We start from the raw sequence: 16,451 nt of genomic DNA on the forward strand, positions 1-16,451 counted from the left end.
CATCGGGAGAATGCCCTGAATAATCATTCCCCTGTGTGAGAACCTTTTCTCATGGGCATTTCATTTACCAATCTTCCTTTAAAATCATGAGTAAAGAACCCTATAAACAGTACAAGGATGGAATCCTGGAAAAGCTCCGGCAGGCTTTTGGACAAAAAAAGGAAATTAGTCGTGCAGCCGAACTAATCGCTGATTCGCTAAGTCGACAGGGTTGGATCTATGCAAGTGGGACGGGACATTCTCATCTTTTTGCAGAGGAGATTTTCTATCGTGCGGGAGGATTTGCCAGAGTCATCCCAATTCTGGATCCGGCGCTGATGCTGCACAAGGATGCTTCCGGCAGTACCGAAGTCGAACGAAGGGAAGGCTATGCTGCGGAGCTTTTGAAGGAGTATAAAATGACAGAAAACGATGTCTTCATCATTGCCTCCAATTCAGGAAGAAATGCAGTAAGTATAGAAATGGCACAGATTGCCAGAAAAAATGGACCTAAAGTAATTGTTTTGACAAATTTGAAACACAGCCGATCGGTGATATCCCGACATTCCTCAGGTCTGAAGCTTTATCAAGTCGGTGATGTTTATTTGGACAACTTCGGAGAAATAGGAGACGCTTCCATCCAGCTCGATGGGCTGGAATCCAAAGTGGGCGCTACCTCAACTGTCGTAGGCACTGCACTGCTTCAAGCGATTATGATTCAGGCAGCGTCAATTTTACTATCCAAGGGAATAAAACCTGAAATTTTCAACAGCTCAAATTCCGATTCCGGAGAAGCTTTTAATGAAGATTTGATAGCAAAATACAAACCTCAGGTCAAAATCCTTTAGTCTAATGTGACGACGGGTCCTGCATTTCCTGCAGGCGTGAAGACCCGAAGCTTTTGCCCTCCTCTATGTGGAAGTGGGCTGGAATATATCGGTGAAGTTTCGGTAGGTTCTGTACTATCCTGCGTGTATCTAATAACCAATCCCGGTGTTTGAACATTAGCATAGATCAACCCGTCCTTCACCAAGACACCCGGTTTTGGAATTCGTTGATTAAAGCCACCCAGGAGTTGTTCAAGTCGGGGAATCTCCTTCTGTCCGATCAGATTGGCAAAAACATTCCATTCTTCAAGCCTTTTGGATTTCATGTCCGCTTCAGATTCGGACGCAGACCAGGCAGGATCCCCTACCCAGGCTCGCTCGATGTAGCCCAACATTTTTGGGAAAAGATAGTACTCCAGCATCTCTGAGCTTTTCACTGTTTCGGTCCAAAGCTGACCCGAAACACCGATGATATTTTTCTTTCCTTCGGGAGTAAGTTTGGTGAAGGATTCGCGAGCAGCTTCCCAACTCCATTCTTTGCCTTCGATGGTCTGATCATGAGAGAGGTAAAGTTGGCCAGGGACGGTCTTCCAAGCCTGATACAGGTCCGTGACCCCACTCCAAGTATGACCTCGCTCATTAGGGTCCCAATCATAGGCAAGGTCAAAGTAGAAATTGGCACTGGAACAGATCACGACGGGATAACCCGCATTTGCCAGTCGGTAGGCCATATCCTCTCCCCCCCAACCTGCCACGGCATTCCAGGCATAAAGTTTCCAATTTTGATCTGCAAACTTTGGGTTGGGAGCCACTGAATTCCCCTTATGAATCTGTCCAATCTCTTCCCAACCACTCATTTCCAATCCATTTTTTTTCAGAATTTCAGCCGCTCGACTTCGGAAATAATCATTCAGATCTGCAAATTTGATTTCAGGATTTTTAGCTAAAAAATTTCTGCAGCCAGGTGAATCCGTCCAGACTCCTCCAGGCACTTCATCGCCTCCGGTGTGCCAGTTTTTCAATTCAACACCAGCTGATTGATACATGGTTTTGACTTCAGTGACCACCTTTTCATAAAATGAATAAGTTGATTCCTGACATACACAGACAGTATTTCCTTTGAAATTTTGAGCGGACAGATAGCTGCTTTTGTCATCAGGATCGGCAAGTCGATACCTGAGAGCCTCGGTGGAATTACCGGCCTTCATTAGCTTCTCGTATCGTTTTTCCATTGCCAAAATAGCCGCCCTGGAGTGAGCGGGAACGCCAAATTCCGGAATCACCTCAATATTCCGGGCTTTTGCGAAAGCTAAAATCTCCTGAAAATCAGCAAGTGAATAAAATCCAGAACCTGCAATGCTATTCTCAGCATCAGCACCTGAAGCATAATACGGCCATAAAAACTCCGATTCATCCTCTGAAAACCCTCTTTTGCTCCCGAACTCGGTCAATTCAGGCAATCCCGGGATTTCCAATCTCCAACCCTCATCGTTAGCCAGGTTGAAGTGAAAGACATTGAGTTTGTACATCGCCATCAAGTCCAAAAGTTTTAGGATTTGGGATTTGGGCTGAAAATTACGGGCCACGTCCAGGAAAAACCCTCGGTATCCAAAAGCAGGTTCATCCGTGATCTCTACCTGCGGAAGGATAAACTCCTCGCCAGGCTCAGTCAAAAATGTGGGAGGCATCATTGCCAAAAAAGACTGAACACCATAAAGAGCACCTTTTGGAGAACTTGCCGAAATCAATACCCGGCGGTCGACAATCTTGATCTTGTACCCTTCCTCTGGCAGCTCTCCGATTTTTACTATCCGTATTTGAATGGGTGCTTCTGTCCGATCTACGGAGGGCCTGTAGCCATCCTTAATGGCCAAAAGCAAAACCTTGGAAGCTTGGACAAATTCCGGATCACCAACCACAGCCAATCCGGCATTTTTAATTTTCAAGGTTTCCCCCGTGTATTTCCAGGATTTCGGACTTGGTAGATAGGGCGGTAATTGATTGAGCGGAAGAAGGTCCAAACCGGCATTTTGCTTATAAATCCGCTCCAAAGTGGGAATTGGAAGTGGGGTATTCTCAGCCATCTCAGCCAATTGATTCACACTGATCTCCAGAACTTCATAGTCTTTGATCTCAAAATGATCCCCATTGGATTTCAAAAAAATCAGCCCCTCCGGCGCATGGGAATTTTTGAGAAAAGGACCTCTGGATCGATATTCGATGATAATCTCAGCCCCTGATTCGAATTGTGGAGTCTTATCTTTTCCTTCCAGCACAAAAAAATCTCCCTGTAAATGTCTGATTTTGAAATCCGGGGATTTCACTTCAGGATTGACTGAAAGAAATACAGAATTAAAATACAGCTTCCAACCTGATTGGAATTCAGCAGGACTTTCATTCTTCAGAGTAAGTTTTGCCTGATGAAATTTCGGATTTTCAAATCGATTTTCAAGCAATTCCCACCTGACACTCACCTGAGCCGGGGAATTGGCAAAAGTTGATAAGATCAAGAGGATCACAAAAAGTAGCTTCCACTTTTGCATGTGTATTTCAATTAATTAGGACTTGAAGATAAGTGATATAAAAAAAATATACTATTCGCACCAAAAAGTGCAATCACTGTAGCTTTCTTTTTTTATCCTTGTCAAAATTACCTAGCTTGACAACAGATTATTGAGTTGATTCCGCTTTTGAAAAGCATTTTTATGCAGGCAGAGCTTACCCGCAAACCATCCGTAGTTTTCTTTTCAGATATCGTCGGATATACCCGCCTAATGGGCCAAGACGAGAATGCAGCCTTTGAGCTGATGAAGTTAAATCTTGAACTTCACAAAAGAATATTGGACCAGTATCATGGTACCATCATCAAAGAACTCGGGGATGGGATATTGGCTGTATTTGAGACCGTGCCGGAAGCATTGACTGCCAGCCTTGAAATCCAAAAAAATGTCCTAAAAAACTCCAAGTATAAGATTCGGATAGGACTTCGGTCAGGAGAAATCATTTTTGACCACGGAGACGTATTCGGAGATGCAGTTAATGTGGCCTCCAGGATCCAAAGCGTAGGGGTTCCTTCCAGTATTATTTTTTCGGATCGTGTTTACAAAGAAATTGTACACGATGAATTCTTTAAAACGGTCAAACTTGGAACCTTTGACCTCAAAAATGTTTCTCATCCGCTGGAACTTTATTCCTTAACAAATCCTCCGCTTGTAATACCCAAGCGTGCTGAAATCCTGAATAACATTAAATATCAGGAAAGTAGTCCGTGGAAGTCTTGGGTGGGAATAATCGGAGGTTTAATCCTTTTAGCGCTGCTTATCTATGGACTTTTTTGGAAAGAGTCTGTTTGGGAAAAGGAAAAATCTGTGGCGGTTTTACCATTTTTAAATCTAAATGGAAATTCGGAGTTAGATTATTTCGCGGATGGTTTGACTGAAAACCTGATTGGTCAGATTTCCAAAATCAGCTCAATCAAGACAATTTCTTACCGAACAATGGCGGATTTTAGAAAGACAAATTCACCTCTTGATTCTATAGCTGAAGCGCTGGATGTCATCACAGTATTAAAAGGCACCATCGAACAGCTGAATCCCGGTTACCGGTTCAAATTGCAATTGGTTGACGCAAAAGAAAATAAAAACATTTGGACAGATGAATATACCCGGAACGGAACAGATCTCACACAGCTACAGAATGATATAGCAAGAGAAATTGCAAAAGTACTGAATGTGAAATTGACCGCTGAAGAATCCATCCAAATTGGCAAGGGAGAGACTTCAGATGCCGAGGCGTATGACTTGTTATTCAAGGCAAAAAGGACTTATTATGAGGCATTCGGCAATCCAAAACTTTTTGAAGAGGCGGCTTCCTTACTTCAAAAGGCAATAGAAATAGATCCAAACTATGCCATGGCATACACTTGGCTCGCAAAAACATACGCTCAGATAGGATTCGATTATCCGGAGGGTAACTGGAATGATTTAAGTCTTGAGATGAGCTCCAAGGCCCTGGAACTGGAACCAAAATTAGCTGAAGGATACAGTGCCAGAGGGATGGTCTATTATGAACTTGGCCAATTATCGAAGGCAAAAAACTCACTGGAAACCGCAATCTCTTTTTATCCCAACTTGAGTGATGCCATTGGAAATTTGGCGACGATTGACTTTACTCAAGGAAATCTATTCGAAGCGCTGCAACTTCAGACAAAGTCCTCCAATCTCGGCCCAAACTCCTACTTACCTTATCAAAATATGGGCTGGATTTACAAAATTTTAGGCAAAAATGAGGAGGCCCAACAATCGTTTGATAAGTCCCTGGAGATTAGCAAAAATCCGATCACCTATGAGTTGAAAGCTATTTCTTTAATTGAACAAGGTAAAAAACCGGAAGCTCTCAGTCTTTTGGAAAATATCCCAATCCATGACAGTTTAGAATCTAATGTCAAGGCAGCTGGTTCAATTTTATTCTATGCCGGAGAATACGACTCAGCGCTTAAGGTTTGGGATATTTCAATTAAAAGGAATATACAGACTGGTTTTGAAAAGTATTACAGCACACCGGTTAACTATTCCTATTTGTTGAAGCAGAAAGGCAATTTCAGGCTGGCTGATTCGATCTTGAATGCCATTATTCAAGTCAAAATAGAAGCCATGAGTTTGGGGGCCGAAGATTACTACATGCCTCTTGATATTGCAATTGCTTATGCTATCAAGGATCAATCAGTTGAATCCATGAAATACCTTCAGATCGCGTATGAAAAAGGCTGGAGAGACTACTTTTTCACAGAATTCAATCCAGCCTTTGAAAAACTCAAAAACGACAGTCGTTACATTAAAATAATGGCATTGATTCAAAAGGACATTAACCTAATTAATCAAAAATTAACTTCTATCTCCCTGCAAAGGGATAAGTAATTCCCTGATAGGATTCTCTTCTACTGTCCGCCGGCGCCCCCCCTCTCGAATGAATCAAACCTGCGACCAAAGCTGCCGACATGGATGTTCCGGACATGGTGGCGTACCTATTTCCGGGATAGGATGAAAACACATTTTCGCCGGGTGCTACCCAATCTACTGAAGGAATCCCAAAATTTGCTGTCGTGGTAAATTGGGTAAACCCTTCACAATTAAAGTCATAAGAACTCACAGTAAAGATATTTGGACCATCTATACATCCCGGTAGATTGAGAGAGGACTGACCCTGATCATTACCAGCGGACATTACCATAAAAATCCCCTTGCCTCCCAAATCCCTGATAACCTCACCCAAAACAGGATCGGAATTCGCGCAGTTGTCGAACCCATAGCCTCCCAAACTCATCAAAACCACATCTCCTGCAACTCCAAATTTTTCTACGTGATCAAGTGCCAAAATCAAACTAGACCACGTTCCAACTCCCTGACTGTCCAACACTTTCACTGAAATAAGGTCTGCACCGGCTGAGACTCCATTTACTCCGGGATTCCCCTGCCCGTTTCCTGCGGCCAATCCGGCACAATGCGTTCCATGCCCTACATAATCTACAAATGGATCCGCATCTCCATCCACAAAAGAAGTGGAAAATCTTTGACTGGGATTCACATTCAAATCCACATGATTGGCATCAATTCCCGAATCCAAAATCCAGATGGATGTGCTACGATTCCTCGCAGATTGCGAACTGCCTACCAGATTTACCGCACAGCTTGACTTAGTAGCATAATCGTAAAGCAAGTCTGACTCCATAGTCTCTCCTTGCATCCGGGCGCGAGTTTGCATCCGGGCGCGGGTTTGCATGGTGAAATCCTCAAACACCCCTTTGACATTGGGATCCTGTTGCAAATTGTTCACCTGATCAGAAGTAAGATTTGCAATGAAACCTACTCCAGCATCCACAAATCGTTTATTTTGGGAAGTAATGATACCTTTGGCAGTTAAAAAATTATCTATTTTGGAAAGCTTAGTATCCCGCTGACTTTTGTTTTGGACTTCCTGCTCACCTCGATTCTGATTATTATTCCGGCTTTTTCTTATGGGATTTTCAAAGGAATCATCCATCAGGACTACATAGGCCCTACTCTGTGAAAAAGTGGATGTGGAAATAATGAAAAGGCAAACAGCCAGTAAAAGATATTTCATAAATATTTTGGTTTCAATTTGAATTTTTTGATTGGATATAGAAAAAGATTATTTGATTTAATCATTTCTGAAATTGTCCTTGCTGGTGTACAAAAACACAACTTATTAATAGTTGGCAATTGGATAATCAGTGCTACCTGGAGGGCCGGTTACTGTTGTATTTGCGCTAGGTGGGCCTCCTTTTAAATGGATAATTCCCGCGACCATTGCTGTCGCCATAGAAGTACCCGATAATACCGCATATCGATTTCCGGGAAAGGTAGAAAACACAACTTCTCCAGGTGCTGCATAATCGATAGAAGGTATTCCAAAATTGGAGAAAGTGGAAAATACCGGAGGTAAAAAATCATGGCTTAAATCAAAGTCAAAAGAAGCCTTCATAGCGGCTATCGTAAATACATTTGACGGGTACTCAAAGCAACCGGGATAAAATCTAGTAGAGGAAACACTTGAATTACCTGCAGCCATCACCACATAAATATTCATATTGGCCAGTGCCACAATTTCATTTAACAAGTCGCCGTGAAAATTGCAATTAGGATTTGGACTTTGGCCTGGAAGAAGGTCTCCAAGACTAAGTGTCACAACATCACCACTTGTACCTTTATTTCTAACATGGGTAAGCGCTTTTTTTACATTCACCCAAGTACCTTCTCCATTCCAATTGATCACTTTCAAAGACACAATCGGAGCCCAAGGAGATACTCCATTCATGCCCAATAATTGCGGATTGGAGTTGTTATGTGCTCTACCTCCAATAATTCCAGCGACATGGGTTCCATGTCCGACCAAATCATAAAGGGGGTCAGGCTCAGATTGTATAAAGGATTTTGAAAGAAATGGATCTGATATAACGTTTAAATCCTGGTGATTGCTATCTACTCCAGTATCTAAAATCCAGACTTTACTACTGGAGTTAGTCGTATTAGAATTTGGATTTACAAACATTACCCCTGTACTGGTATGAAGCTCTTCATCATACTGCCACTCTTGCATTCTGGCTCTGATGGTTTGCAAAACAGGACCATCACCTTGCATCCTGGCTCTGATATTTTGGATAGTAAAGTTTTGTTGCCCTTTTGAAACCTTCTCAGTTTCGGACAAAATCTGATCGGCCATTTCCTTAGAAATACCCGAAACAAAAAAACCTGAAAAAGTGGTAACAAAAATATCTTCCTGACTCAATTTCAGATTCAAATCTGTTTCTATGTCAGCCAAAATTGCGTTTTTCTTATCATTAAGCTCTTTTTCACTTATGGTTTTGGTAAAAGAGTTAGAGTCATTTTCAGAAATTATAGGTGGATAAACCTCCTCATTCAAGTAAAAAAGATATTCCCCTTCTATCAACAACGTAGAGTCAATACCTAATAAATTGAGAGGATCATCGGTAGTAGCTGCTTTTTGCGGTTCCTCATTGTTGGACTTTTCTGATTTTGCACAGCTAACTAACAGGAAAGTAAAAACTCCCCAAATCAAAACATTTCTCATCTATTTAAAAATTTAATGGTTTAAAAATCACATGGTTGGAAAAGTCCAAGTTAACAAAACAATACTTTTGAACTTAATTTTTATGAAAATTATTTTTAGGATTTTTTACTTAAAAAAGGGATTTATACCTGTGAGAATTACATTTTTATCGTGATTAACCGAATATTTGCCAGTAAGCCAACCCATACTTGGAAATTAGACCAAATTCTAAATTGAAGACACGCGTCGGTCTTTTTTCTTCCAGCCCCTGACCTTTGGAAAATTCGCCCACCGACAGAATAGCGCATATCCCAATTTTTTAAAGCACGATCCTCCTTCGATCAATTTTGTCCTCTGTTTTTTTCGAATAAACTTTTATCTTATTTTCATCTTTTCCACCCCAAAAAACCACCTATGACCATTGATTCACAAGCCAAAGTTTTGAGCAATCGCTACCTTGCCCTCGACGTGCTGAGGGGAATGACGATTGCATTTATGATTATCGTCAATACTCCGGGCAGTTGGAGTGCGCTCTATGCCCCACTTGCACATGCTGATTGGCATGGATTCACGCCGACTGACTTGGTGTTTCCTACCTTCCTTTTTGTAGTTGGGAATGCCATGAGCTTTGCAATGAAAAGGCTTCAGGAGATTCCCAAAGCACAGTTTTACCGTAAGGTATTCAAACGAACATTCCTGATTTTCTTAATCGGTTGGCTACTGAATGCCTTTCCTTTTTTCGATTATAATGAAGCTGGAGACATAGTATTCATTAATTTGACTGAAGTCCGATTGGTAGGGGTTTTACAGCGAATTGCCCTCTGCTATTTCTTTGCTGCATTAATTCTGTATTGGGGTGGTGAAAAATTGGGTTGGATTTTCAGTGCTGTGGCATTGCTGGCTTATTGGCCGATGATGTATTTCTTTGGGGATGCCGGCGACCCTTACAGCCTTACCGGAAATGCAGCCATCAAACTCGACAGAATTCTTATCGGTGAAAGCCGGATGTACATGGGAGAAGGTATACCTTTTGATCCCGAAGGAATCCTCAGTACCCTCACCTCCATAGTGAATGTCATTGCTGGATTTCTGGTTGGAAAAATGATCCAGCGAAAAGGAAACACCCTATCCTCTGTTCAAACACTCTTAATTTCGGGGATTTTACTCATCGCCCTCAGCTATGCTTGGGATCTGTTTTTCCCCATTAACAAAAAAATCTGGACCAGCCCCTATGTCACACTTACAGTCGGTTGGGATTTGTTGATTTTGGGAGCTTTGATTTTCATTGTTGAAATCAAAAAACAAACCGGCTGGACTTATTTCTTTCAAGCCTTCGGCCGAAACCCCTTGATTTTATATGTGCTTTCCGGTGTGGTGATTTCAATTTTTTCCATGATTCCCATCGGAGAAACCACACTAAAAGAGCAGCTCTATTCCAACCTCTTCACCAGTTGGTTAAGTCCAAAAAATGCATCCTTCCTATTTGCCATCAGTTATATGGTGTTGATTTGGCTAATCGGATTCTGGATGGACAAACGAAGAATCTACATTAAGGTCTAAAAATACTCCATTGGAAATCTAGCTCTTGTCATAGAAGATATCCACCACAAAGAGCATCTCACGTCAGAAGTAATTTTATGGCTAAAAAAAGCCAATGAGGCTGCCGACTAAATCCGTTTTTTCCCTTCACAAGAAAAAGGATCAACTCATCCAAAAGCCGGGTTGATCCTATTTCTTTTTTTATAATTTGAGTCTTCTACTTTAAATCACCTCATTCATGATGCTCCGCAAATACCTCTTCCCTTCAATTTTGCTCTTTTGGTTGATTTTGGGCCATTCTGAGTCGCTACAAGCGCAAATCACAGAGAACACTTATCAGCGTGCCGCTTACTTTTTGACAGGAAACCTGGAAAAACAAGTCTATCACCTGGAAGTTGTCCCCAACTGGCTGGAAGGAAGCCAAGGTTTTGTTCACGCCACATTTACTTCCGAAGGCAAGCGATTTTACAAAACCAACACGAGCCCTTTTGAAACAACAGCCGCATTTGATCCTCCAGTTTTGGCGAAGCTCCTTCAAGAAAAAACAGGAGAAGTTATCGATCAGGCAAATCTGCCAATAGAACGGGTATTCTTGTCCAACGGAAAAACTGTCACGTTTCTCTGGAAAAATCAAAACTGGACCTGGAACATGGAAAACAACTCCTTGAATGCCATTCCTGTCACAGAGCGAAATGAAATGGAGTCATTTTCTCCAGACCGAAAATGGAAGGCATTTAGTAGAAACTACAACCTCTTCATTAAAAATCTGACCACGGGTGAGGAGATACAGTTGAGTACAGATGGACGAAAGGATTTTGAGTATGCCTCATTTTGGGGCTGGAGTGATCTGATCTATGGAGAAAATGGGGAGCGTCCAGCCCATTTTATGGTCAATTGGTCTCCTGATTCCAGGAAAATTTTCACTCAAATCGTGGATCTTCGAATTGCTGAGAAAATGTATCTCCTGGACTGGAGCAAAGACGAAAAGTTTCGCCCGGAATTGCTCTCCTACTTTCGCGGTTCACCGGGTGATAGCACGGTAGTCAATTATATTCCGGTGATTTTTGATCTGGAAAAGAAGACCGAGAAAAAACTACCGGAGCTCACAGCCCCGCATTTTATCGGAATCAATTTACGCTGGTCAGATGACGGAAAAAAACTCAGTGGATTTCAAATCCCCCGTGGATACAAACAATACCATCTGATCGAACTGGATGCGGATACTTTTGAGACGCGAAGAATCATCTCCGAATCCTCTCCCACTCACGTCAACCGGGATAATATTTTCCGCAGGCTGAAAAACGAGCAATTCATTCTCAGCTCGGAGAAATCAGGTTGGAATCACTTGTATCGCTTTGACTGGAAATCTGGAAAAGAAATTAACGCCATTACTTCCGGAGAATACGTGGTAAACAAGCTGACTTACCTGGATGAGGAAAATGGACTAATTTATTTTGAGGCATCCGGCAAGGAACAGGGACGCAATCCATATTTCAATCACCTGTATCGGGTCAATCTGGACGGCACGGACTTACAGCTATTGACTCCGGAAAATGCCTACCATGAAATCTATATTTCTCCGGATGGAAAACTCGCCGTTGACAATTACTCCACCGTCGATCAGCCCACTCAATCCATCCTGATGGATTTAAAAACAGGAAAACACCTTCAGAAAATATCCGAGGCGGACATTTCCAACCTAAAATCACTTGGCTACAAATCACCCGTCCCCTTTACCGCCACTGCAAAAGACGGAAAAACAGAAATTCAGGGAGTATATTTTCTCCCAACGTCCTTCAATGCAAAGAAGAAATATCCAATCATCGATTACACCTATTCCGGCCCACACACCTCCACTACTCCAAAAACATTCAAAGCAGGTCTACTCGGGCATCAGCAGCCCATGGCGGAGCTTGGTTTTGTAGTGGTGACAGTGGATGGCATGGGTGGCTTTGGTCGGTCGAAGGCATTCTCTGACGCTTCCTATCGAAATCTCGGCGATGGCACGACCGATCATGTCTTGGCGATCACACAGTTGGCCAGCAAAAATTCCTTTTTGGATATCACCAAAGTGGGGATTTTCGGGCATTCGGCTGGAGGATACGATGCAGGAAGAGCCATGCTTTTGCATCCTGATTTCTACAAAGTAGGTGTGGCATCGGCTGGAGATCATGATTTTCGGATGGAAAAAGCCTGGTGGCCCGAAATGTACATGGGTTATCCTGTGGGAGACTTTTATCACGAGCAATCCAACATCACCAATGCAGCCAACCTTAAAGGGCATCTACTACTGGCACATGGTGGCATCGACGAAAACGTCAATCCCTCGGCCACTTTCAAACTGGCGGAAAACCTGATCAAGGCGGGAAAAGACTTTGACCTGTTTATCTGGCCGAGCCGAAATCACAGCTTTGGCCGTCCTCCGGGAGACTACTTCACCAAAAAGCGCTGGGACTATTTCATTGAACACCTGATGGGTGAAAAGCCGATCAGACATTATCAGTTGCAAATTACAGATTGAAAACTAGTAGCAAGTAGCTGGTATCAAGTATCAAGAATTGAAAGACATCTGCGAAAATCTGCGGGAAATTAAGTTAAAAAATCAGGAGATCACATCCGCTTACTCGCATTTAAAACTGTAATTCCTATAACTTCTCCTTTTTATATCTGATAATCAAATCATCATCAGTAATTTCGGAATCGTCAGAAATTGTGTTTTATTTTAAAAATGAACATATAAAACGTCACTTTATCGTCATAATTTGTCCAAAGAAATTTATGCTTAAGGAAATAAGGCAAAACTCCTTTTATATCTCCAAATGCTATTTCTTCCCGATCATTTTTTTCTTTTCCAATCTACTTTTTCGAAGTCAGAAAAGAAGTAACTAAGAAGCCGTCCTCTTGATTTAATTCTTTCAAAAAACCATTTCCTTCCTTGCATGTTCTTCAAGCAGTCCTATCTTTGCACCCGTAAATGGAAAACACCAATAGAAATATTGAACTTTTAGATCTTGCTCAGCACGTACATGTGTTGCATCATTTCCATCATTCCTCCTGAGGAAGACATAGACACACCCACCCGGTGATGCTGATGACAGGGATTCGGCCATTCACCAAAATTTAATTCAATCCAAAACTTTACAAGCGTAACTTGTCCCCATGGAACAAATAATCCGTATTGCTGTCCAAAAAAGCGGCAGACTATCCGATGACTCTCTCAGCTTAATCAAAGAGTGTGGCATTAAATTTTACAACGGTACGGGCAAATTGAAGTCCACTTCTACCAATTTCCCTGTTGAATTCTTATTCCTTCGTGATGATGATATTCCGGGATATGTAGCCGACGGAGTAGCCGATTTGGGCATCGTCGGGAAAAATGAAGTCGTCGAAAAAGACAAAGATGTGCTTACACTCAAGCCCCTTGGTTTCTCTAAATGCAGACTTTCACTCGCCATCCCAAAAGGGGAGGACTATGATGGAATTTCCTATTTTCAGGGAAAAAACATCGCAACCTCCTATCCAAAAATCCTTGGGGACTACCTGAAATCTCAGGGAATTCAAGCCGAAATCCATGAAATCAGCGGATCAGTGGAGATCGCGCCGAGTATCGGCCTGGCCGAAGGTATTTTTGACATCGTGAGTTCAGGTTCCACACTGATGATGAACGGCCTCAAAGAAGTCGAGGAAGTATTCAAATCAGAGGCTGTGCTGATCGGCAACAAAAATCTGGCTGATTGGAAAAAGGCCATCTTGGACAAACTCCTGTTTAGAATCAATGCCGTCCAAAAGGGCAAAAGCAACAAATATGTATTACTCAACGCCCCGAATGAATCGCTTGACAAAATTATCGGTTTAATTCCGGGAATGAGAAGTCCGACCATTTTACCTTTGGCACAGCCGGGATGGTCCTCTGTTCATTCGGTTTTGAGTGAAGATCAGTTTTGGGAAAATATCGAGGAACTCCGAGCTGCCGGCGCAGAAGGAATCCTAGTCGTCCCAATCGAAAAAATGGTTATCTAAATAGATTTAAAGCAAATCAATCCAAAAAAAATATGCAACTCCTGGTCAATCCTTCACCTGAAAAGTGGAAAAAGCAACTGGCTCGTCCTGTCCAGAAAACCAAGGAAATCAATAAAATCGTCAAGCCTATTTTGAAAAAAGTAGCGAGAAGCGGTGACAAAGCGTTGAAGAAATTTGCGCAGGAATACGATCATGTCCACTTGGATAGTTTGTTGGTTTCTGAGGCAGAAATTCAGGCTGCCGAAGGACTGGTAAGTAAAGAATTAAAAGCTGCAATCGAAGTAGCCCGGGTAAACATTGAGCGATTCCATGCTGCACAAGTACAGGCAGAACTGATCGAAGAAGTGATGCCCGGTGTGATTTGCAGGAGAAAAAGTGTACCTATTCACCGGGTTGGTTTATATATTCCCGGAGGAACAGCACCACTTTTCAGCACGGTTTTGATGCTGGGGATTCCTGCTAAATTGGCCGGTTGTTCTGAAATCGTACTTTGCTCCCCTCCTAGTCGAGAAGGAAAAATTCATCCGGCGATTTTGTACACTGCATCCTTGATAGGTATCCGTAAAATCGTCAAAGTCGGCGGTGCGCAAGCCATTGCAGCGCTAACTTTTGGAACTGAAAGCGTTCCTCAAGTGGACAAAATCTTCGGTCCCGGAAATCAATACGTCACAGCTGCCAAGCAATTGGCAACCAAATATAGTGTCGCCATCGATATGCCAGCCGGACCTTCTGAAGTCTTGGTCTACGCAGATGAATCGGCAGTTCCTGCATTTGTCGCCTCTGATTTACTTTCTCAGGCAGAGCATGGAGTGGATTCTCAAGTTATTTTGGTGACTCCTTCGGAGAAATTTGCAAAAAAAGTCCTGAAGGAAATCAACGAACAAGTGGAAAAACTCCCAAGGAAGGAAATTGCTTACAAAGCCTTGGCAAATTCGACCGCAGTGGTGATGGAAGATCAGGAGAAAGCCTTGGCCTTAATCAACGAATATGCACCTGAGCACCTGATCATCGCAGTAGAAAATGAAGATGAAGCAATCGCTGCGATCTACAATGCAGGTTCGGTTTTCATTGGAAACTTTACTCCGGAATCCGCTGGCGATTACGCCTCCGGAACCAACCACACACTCCCCACCTATGGCTATGCCCGCAATTACAGCGGTGTGTCTTTGGACAGTTTTCTGAAGAAAATCACTTACCAAAAAATCACCGCAGAAGGGCTGAGAAAACTCGGACCGACAGTAGAAGTGATGGCAGCCAATGAACTGCTGGAAGCGCACAAAAATGCAGTGACCATTCGGCTTAACTATCTGAAGGAAAAGAAGAAATGAGCTTTGATCTAAACTCACTTTTACGACCTCATATCACAAAATTACAGCCTTACACTTCGGCCCGGGATGAATATTCCGGTAAAGTGGGGATCTTTTTGGATGCCAATGAAAACCCGTTTGGATCGATCACGGAGCAGGATTTTAATCGCTATCCGGATCCTTATCAGAGTGATCTTAAAAAAGAAATTTCCAAAATCAAGCAAGTACGACCAAGTCAGATTTTCTTGGGAAATGGATCCGATGAAGCAATTGATTTGCTTTTCCGCGCTTTCTGCAATCCGGGCAAAGACAATGTCATTCTCCTTCCACCGACCTATGGCATGTATGAGGTCAGTGCAGGAATCAATGACGTGGAGATCAGAAAAGTCCCCCTTACCGAAGACTTTCAGTTGCAGCCTAATGAGATTCTGGCAGCGGCAGATGACAATTCTAAAATTCTCTTTATCTGCTCTCCCAATAATCCTTCAGCCAACAAAGTAAAGCGGAAAGACATCCTGATTTTGCTGAGGAATTTCAAAGGTTTGGTCGTGGTCGACGAGGCCTACATCGACTTCAGCGATGAACCGAGTTTCACCACGGAATTGGAGCATTTCCCAAACTTGCTGGTGATGCAGACCTTCTCCAAGGCTTGGGGATTAGCCTCTTTGCGACTTGGGATGGCTTTTGCAAGCGAAGAAATCATCCGAATTCTGAACCGGATCAAGCCACCTTATAATATTTCAGGATTGACACAGGAAACTGTTTTAGCGGCAATTCAGAATAAGGAAAAGGTTGACCGGATGATTAACGGGATTTTGGAGGAACGCACGTTTCTTCAAACCGAACTGGCCAAACTTCCTTTTGTACAAAAGATTCATCCCTCTCACGCCAATTTCCTTTTGGTCAAAATCCCAAATGCAAATCAGGTATATGATGATCTGATCGCTGAAAAAGTAATCGTACGTAACCGAGCTAAAGTCTTACTTTGCGAGGACTGCCTGAGAATAACTGTTGGGACTCGTGCAGAAAATGAGGCGCTTTTGGAGGCGTTGCAGAAAGTTTGTAAAAAGTCCACAGACAACGGACAACGGTCGACAGCACACAAACGAAAAAGATAAACAATCAGTTAAAACCTACTGTGGACTGTCGTCCATGGACCGTTGACAAAAATTCGCCATGAAATCGGGCATGA

General features: G+C 42.6%; 10 protein-coding genes. 7 read left to right on the forward strand and 3 right to left on the reverse strand.

Features of this window, described 5'->3' with window-relative positions; all coding sequences use genetic code 11:
- Window positions 1-86 precede the first annotated feature (86 nt).
- The gene (locus tag C4S61_RS14285) at window positions 87-827 is read left to right on the forward strand and encodes a sugar isomerase domain-containing protein (protein ID WP_103925493.1); all 741 of its coding nucleotides are present in this window, start codon (window positions 87-89) and stop codon (window positions 825-827) included.
- Here the strand turns inward: C4S61_RS14285 and C4S61_RS14290 are convergent.
- Window positions 824-3,349, reverse strand: a complete 2,526-nt coding sequence (locus C4S61_RS14290) for a family 20 glycosylhydrolase (RefSeq protein ID WP_103925494.1) — start codon at window positions 3,347-3,349, stop codon at window positions 824-826. The genes C4S61_RS14285 and C4S61_RS14290 overlap by 4 nt on opposite strands.
- Window positions 3,350-3,511: 162 nt before the next feature.
- On the opposite strand from C4S61_RS14290, the gene C4S61_RS14295 reads away from it, so the two are divergent.
- Window positions 3,512-5,722, forward strand: coding sequence for a tetratricopeptide repeat protein (locus tag C4S61_RS14295; RefSeq protein WP_146064413.1), 2,211 nt, complete (start codon window positions 3,512-3,514; stop codon window positions 5,720-5,722).
- Here C4S61_RS14295 and C4S61_RS14300 read toward each other — a convergent pair.
- Both C4S61_RS14300 and C4S61_RS14305 read right to left on the reverse strand, forming a co-directional pair.
- On the reverse strand, window positions 5,697-6,926 hold the full coding sequence (locus C4S61_RS14300) for a S8 family peptidase (RefSeq protein ID WP_103925496.1): 1,230 nt from the start codon (window positions 6,924-6,926) through the stop codon (window positions 5,697-5,699). The genes C4S61_RS14295 and C4S61_RS14300 overlap by 26 nt on opposite strands.
- 105 nt (window positions 6,927-7,031) lie before the next feature.
- The gene (locus C4S61_RS14305; RefSeq protein WP_103925497.1) at window positions 7,032-8,414 is read right to left on the reverse strand and encodes a S8 family peptidase; all 1,383 of its coding nucleotides are present in this window, start codon (window positions 8,412-8,414) and stop codon (window positions 7,032-7,034) included.
- 393 nt (window positions 8,415-8,807) lie between these two features.
- On the opposite strand from C4S61_RS14305, the gene C4S61_RS14310 reads away from it, so the two are divergent.
- The 5 genes from C4S61_RS14310 (at window position 8,808) to hisC (ending at window position 16,377) form a co-directional block, all read left to right on the forward strand.
- A complete protein-coding gene (locus C4S61_RS14310) occupies window positions 8,808-9,953 on the forward strand; it encodes an acyltransferase family protein (RefSeq protein ID WP_103925498.1) in 1,146 nt (381 codons plus the stop codon).
- A 217-nt stretch (window positions 9,954-10,170) separates the two neighbouring features.
- Window positions 10,171-12,453: a S9 family peptidase gene (locus tag C4S61_RS14315; protein WP_103925499.1), complete on the forward strand. Its 2,283-nt coding sequence runs from the start codon at window positions 10,171-10,173 to the stop codon at window positions 12,451-12,453.
- 638 nt (window positions 12,454-13,091) lie between these two features.
- Window positions 13,092-13,952 (forward strand): ATP phosphoribosyltransferase, encoded by an 861-nt coding sequence (gene hisG / locus C4S61_RS14325; RefSeq protein WP_103925501.1) that lies wholly within the window; start codon window positions 13,092-13,094, stop codon window positions 13,950-13,952.
- Between the two features lie 32 nt (window positions 13,953-13,984).
- Window positions 13,985-15,280 (forward strand): histidinol dehydrogenase, encoded by a 1,296-nt coding sequence (hisD, locus tag C4S61_RS14330; RefSeq protein WP_103925502.1) that lies wholly within the window; start codon window positions 13,985-13,987, stop codon window positions 15,278-15,280.
- A complete protein-coding gene (gene hisC / locus C4S61_RS14335) occupies window positions 15,277-16,377 on the forward strand; it encodes a histidinol-phosphate transaminase (RefSeq protein ID WP_103925503.1) in 1,101 nt (366 codons plus the stop codon). The genes hisD and hisC overlap by 4 nt, the downstream gene beginning before the upstream one ends.
- Window positions 16,378-16,451 lie beyond the last annotated feature (74 nt).

Origin of the sequence: Algoriphagus boritolerans DSM 17298 = JCM 18970 (assembly GCF_900108085.1) — a bacterium.
Lineage (GTDB): Bacteria > Bacteroidota > Bacteroidia > Cytophagales > Cyclobacteriaceae > Algoriphagus > Algoriphagus boritolerans.

Coding starts and splice junctions, on each gene's coding strand:
- C4S61_RS14285 (WP_103925493.1), top strand. CDS start 87: ATGAGTAAAGAACCCTATAAACAGTACAAGGATGGAATCCTGGAAAAG.
- C4S61_RS14290 (WP_103925494.1), bottom strand. CDS start 3,349: ATGCAAAAGTGGAAGCTACTTTTTGTGATCCTCTTGATCTTATCAACT.
- C4S61_RS14295 (WP_146064413.1), top strand. CDS start 3,512: ATGCAGGCAGAGCTTACCCGCAAACCATCCGTAGTTTTCTTTTCAGAT.
- C4S61_RS14300 (WP_103925496.1), bottom strand. CDS start 6,926: ATGAAATATCTTTTACTGGCTGTTTGCCTTTTCATTATTTCCACATCC.
- C4S61_RS14305 (WP_103925497.1), bottom strand. CDS start 8,414: ATGAGAAATGTTTTGATTTGGGGAGTTTTTACTTTCCTGTTAGTTAGC.
- C4S61_RS14310 (WP_103925498.1), top strand. CDS start 8,808: ATGACCATTGATTCACAAGCCAAAGTTTTGAGCAATCGCTACCTTGCC.
- C4S61_RS14315 (WP_103925499.1), top strand. CDS start 10,171: ATGATGCTCCGCAAATACCTCTTCCCTTCAATTTTGCTCTTTTGGTTG.
- hisG (WP_103925501.1), top strand. CDS start 13,092: ATGGAACAAATAATCCGTATTGCTGTCCAAAAAAGCGGCAGACTATCC.
- hisD (WP_103925502.1), top strand. CDS start 13,985: ATGCAACTCCTGGTCAATCCTTCACCTGAAAAGTGGAAAAAGCAACTG.
- hisC (WP_103925503.1), top strand. CDS start 15,277: ATGAGCTTTGATCTAAACTCACTTTTACGACCTCATATCACAAAATTA.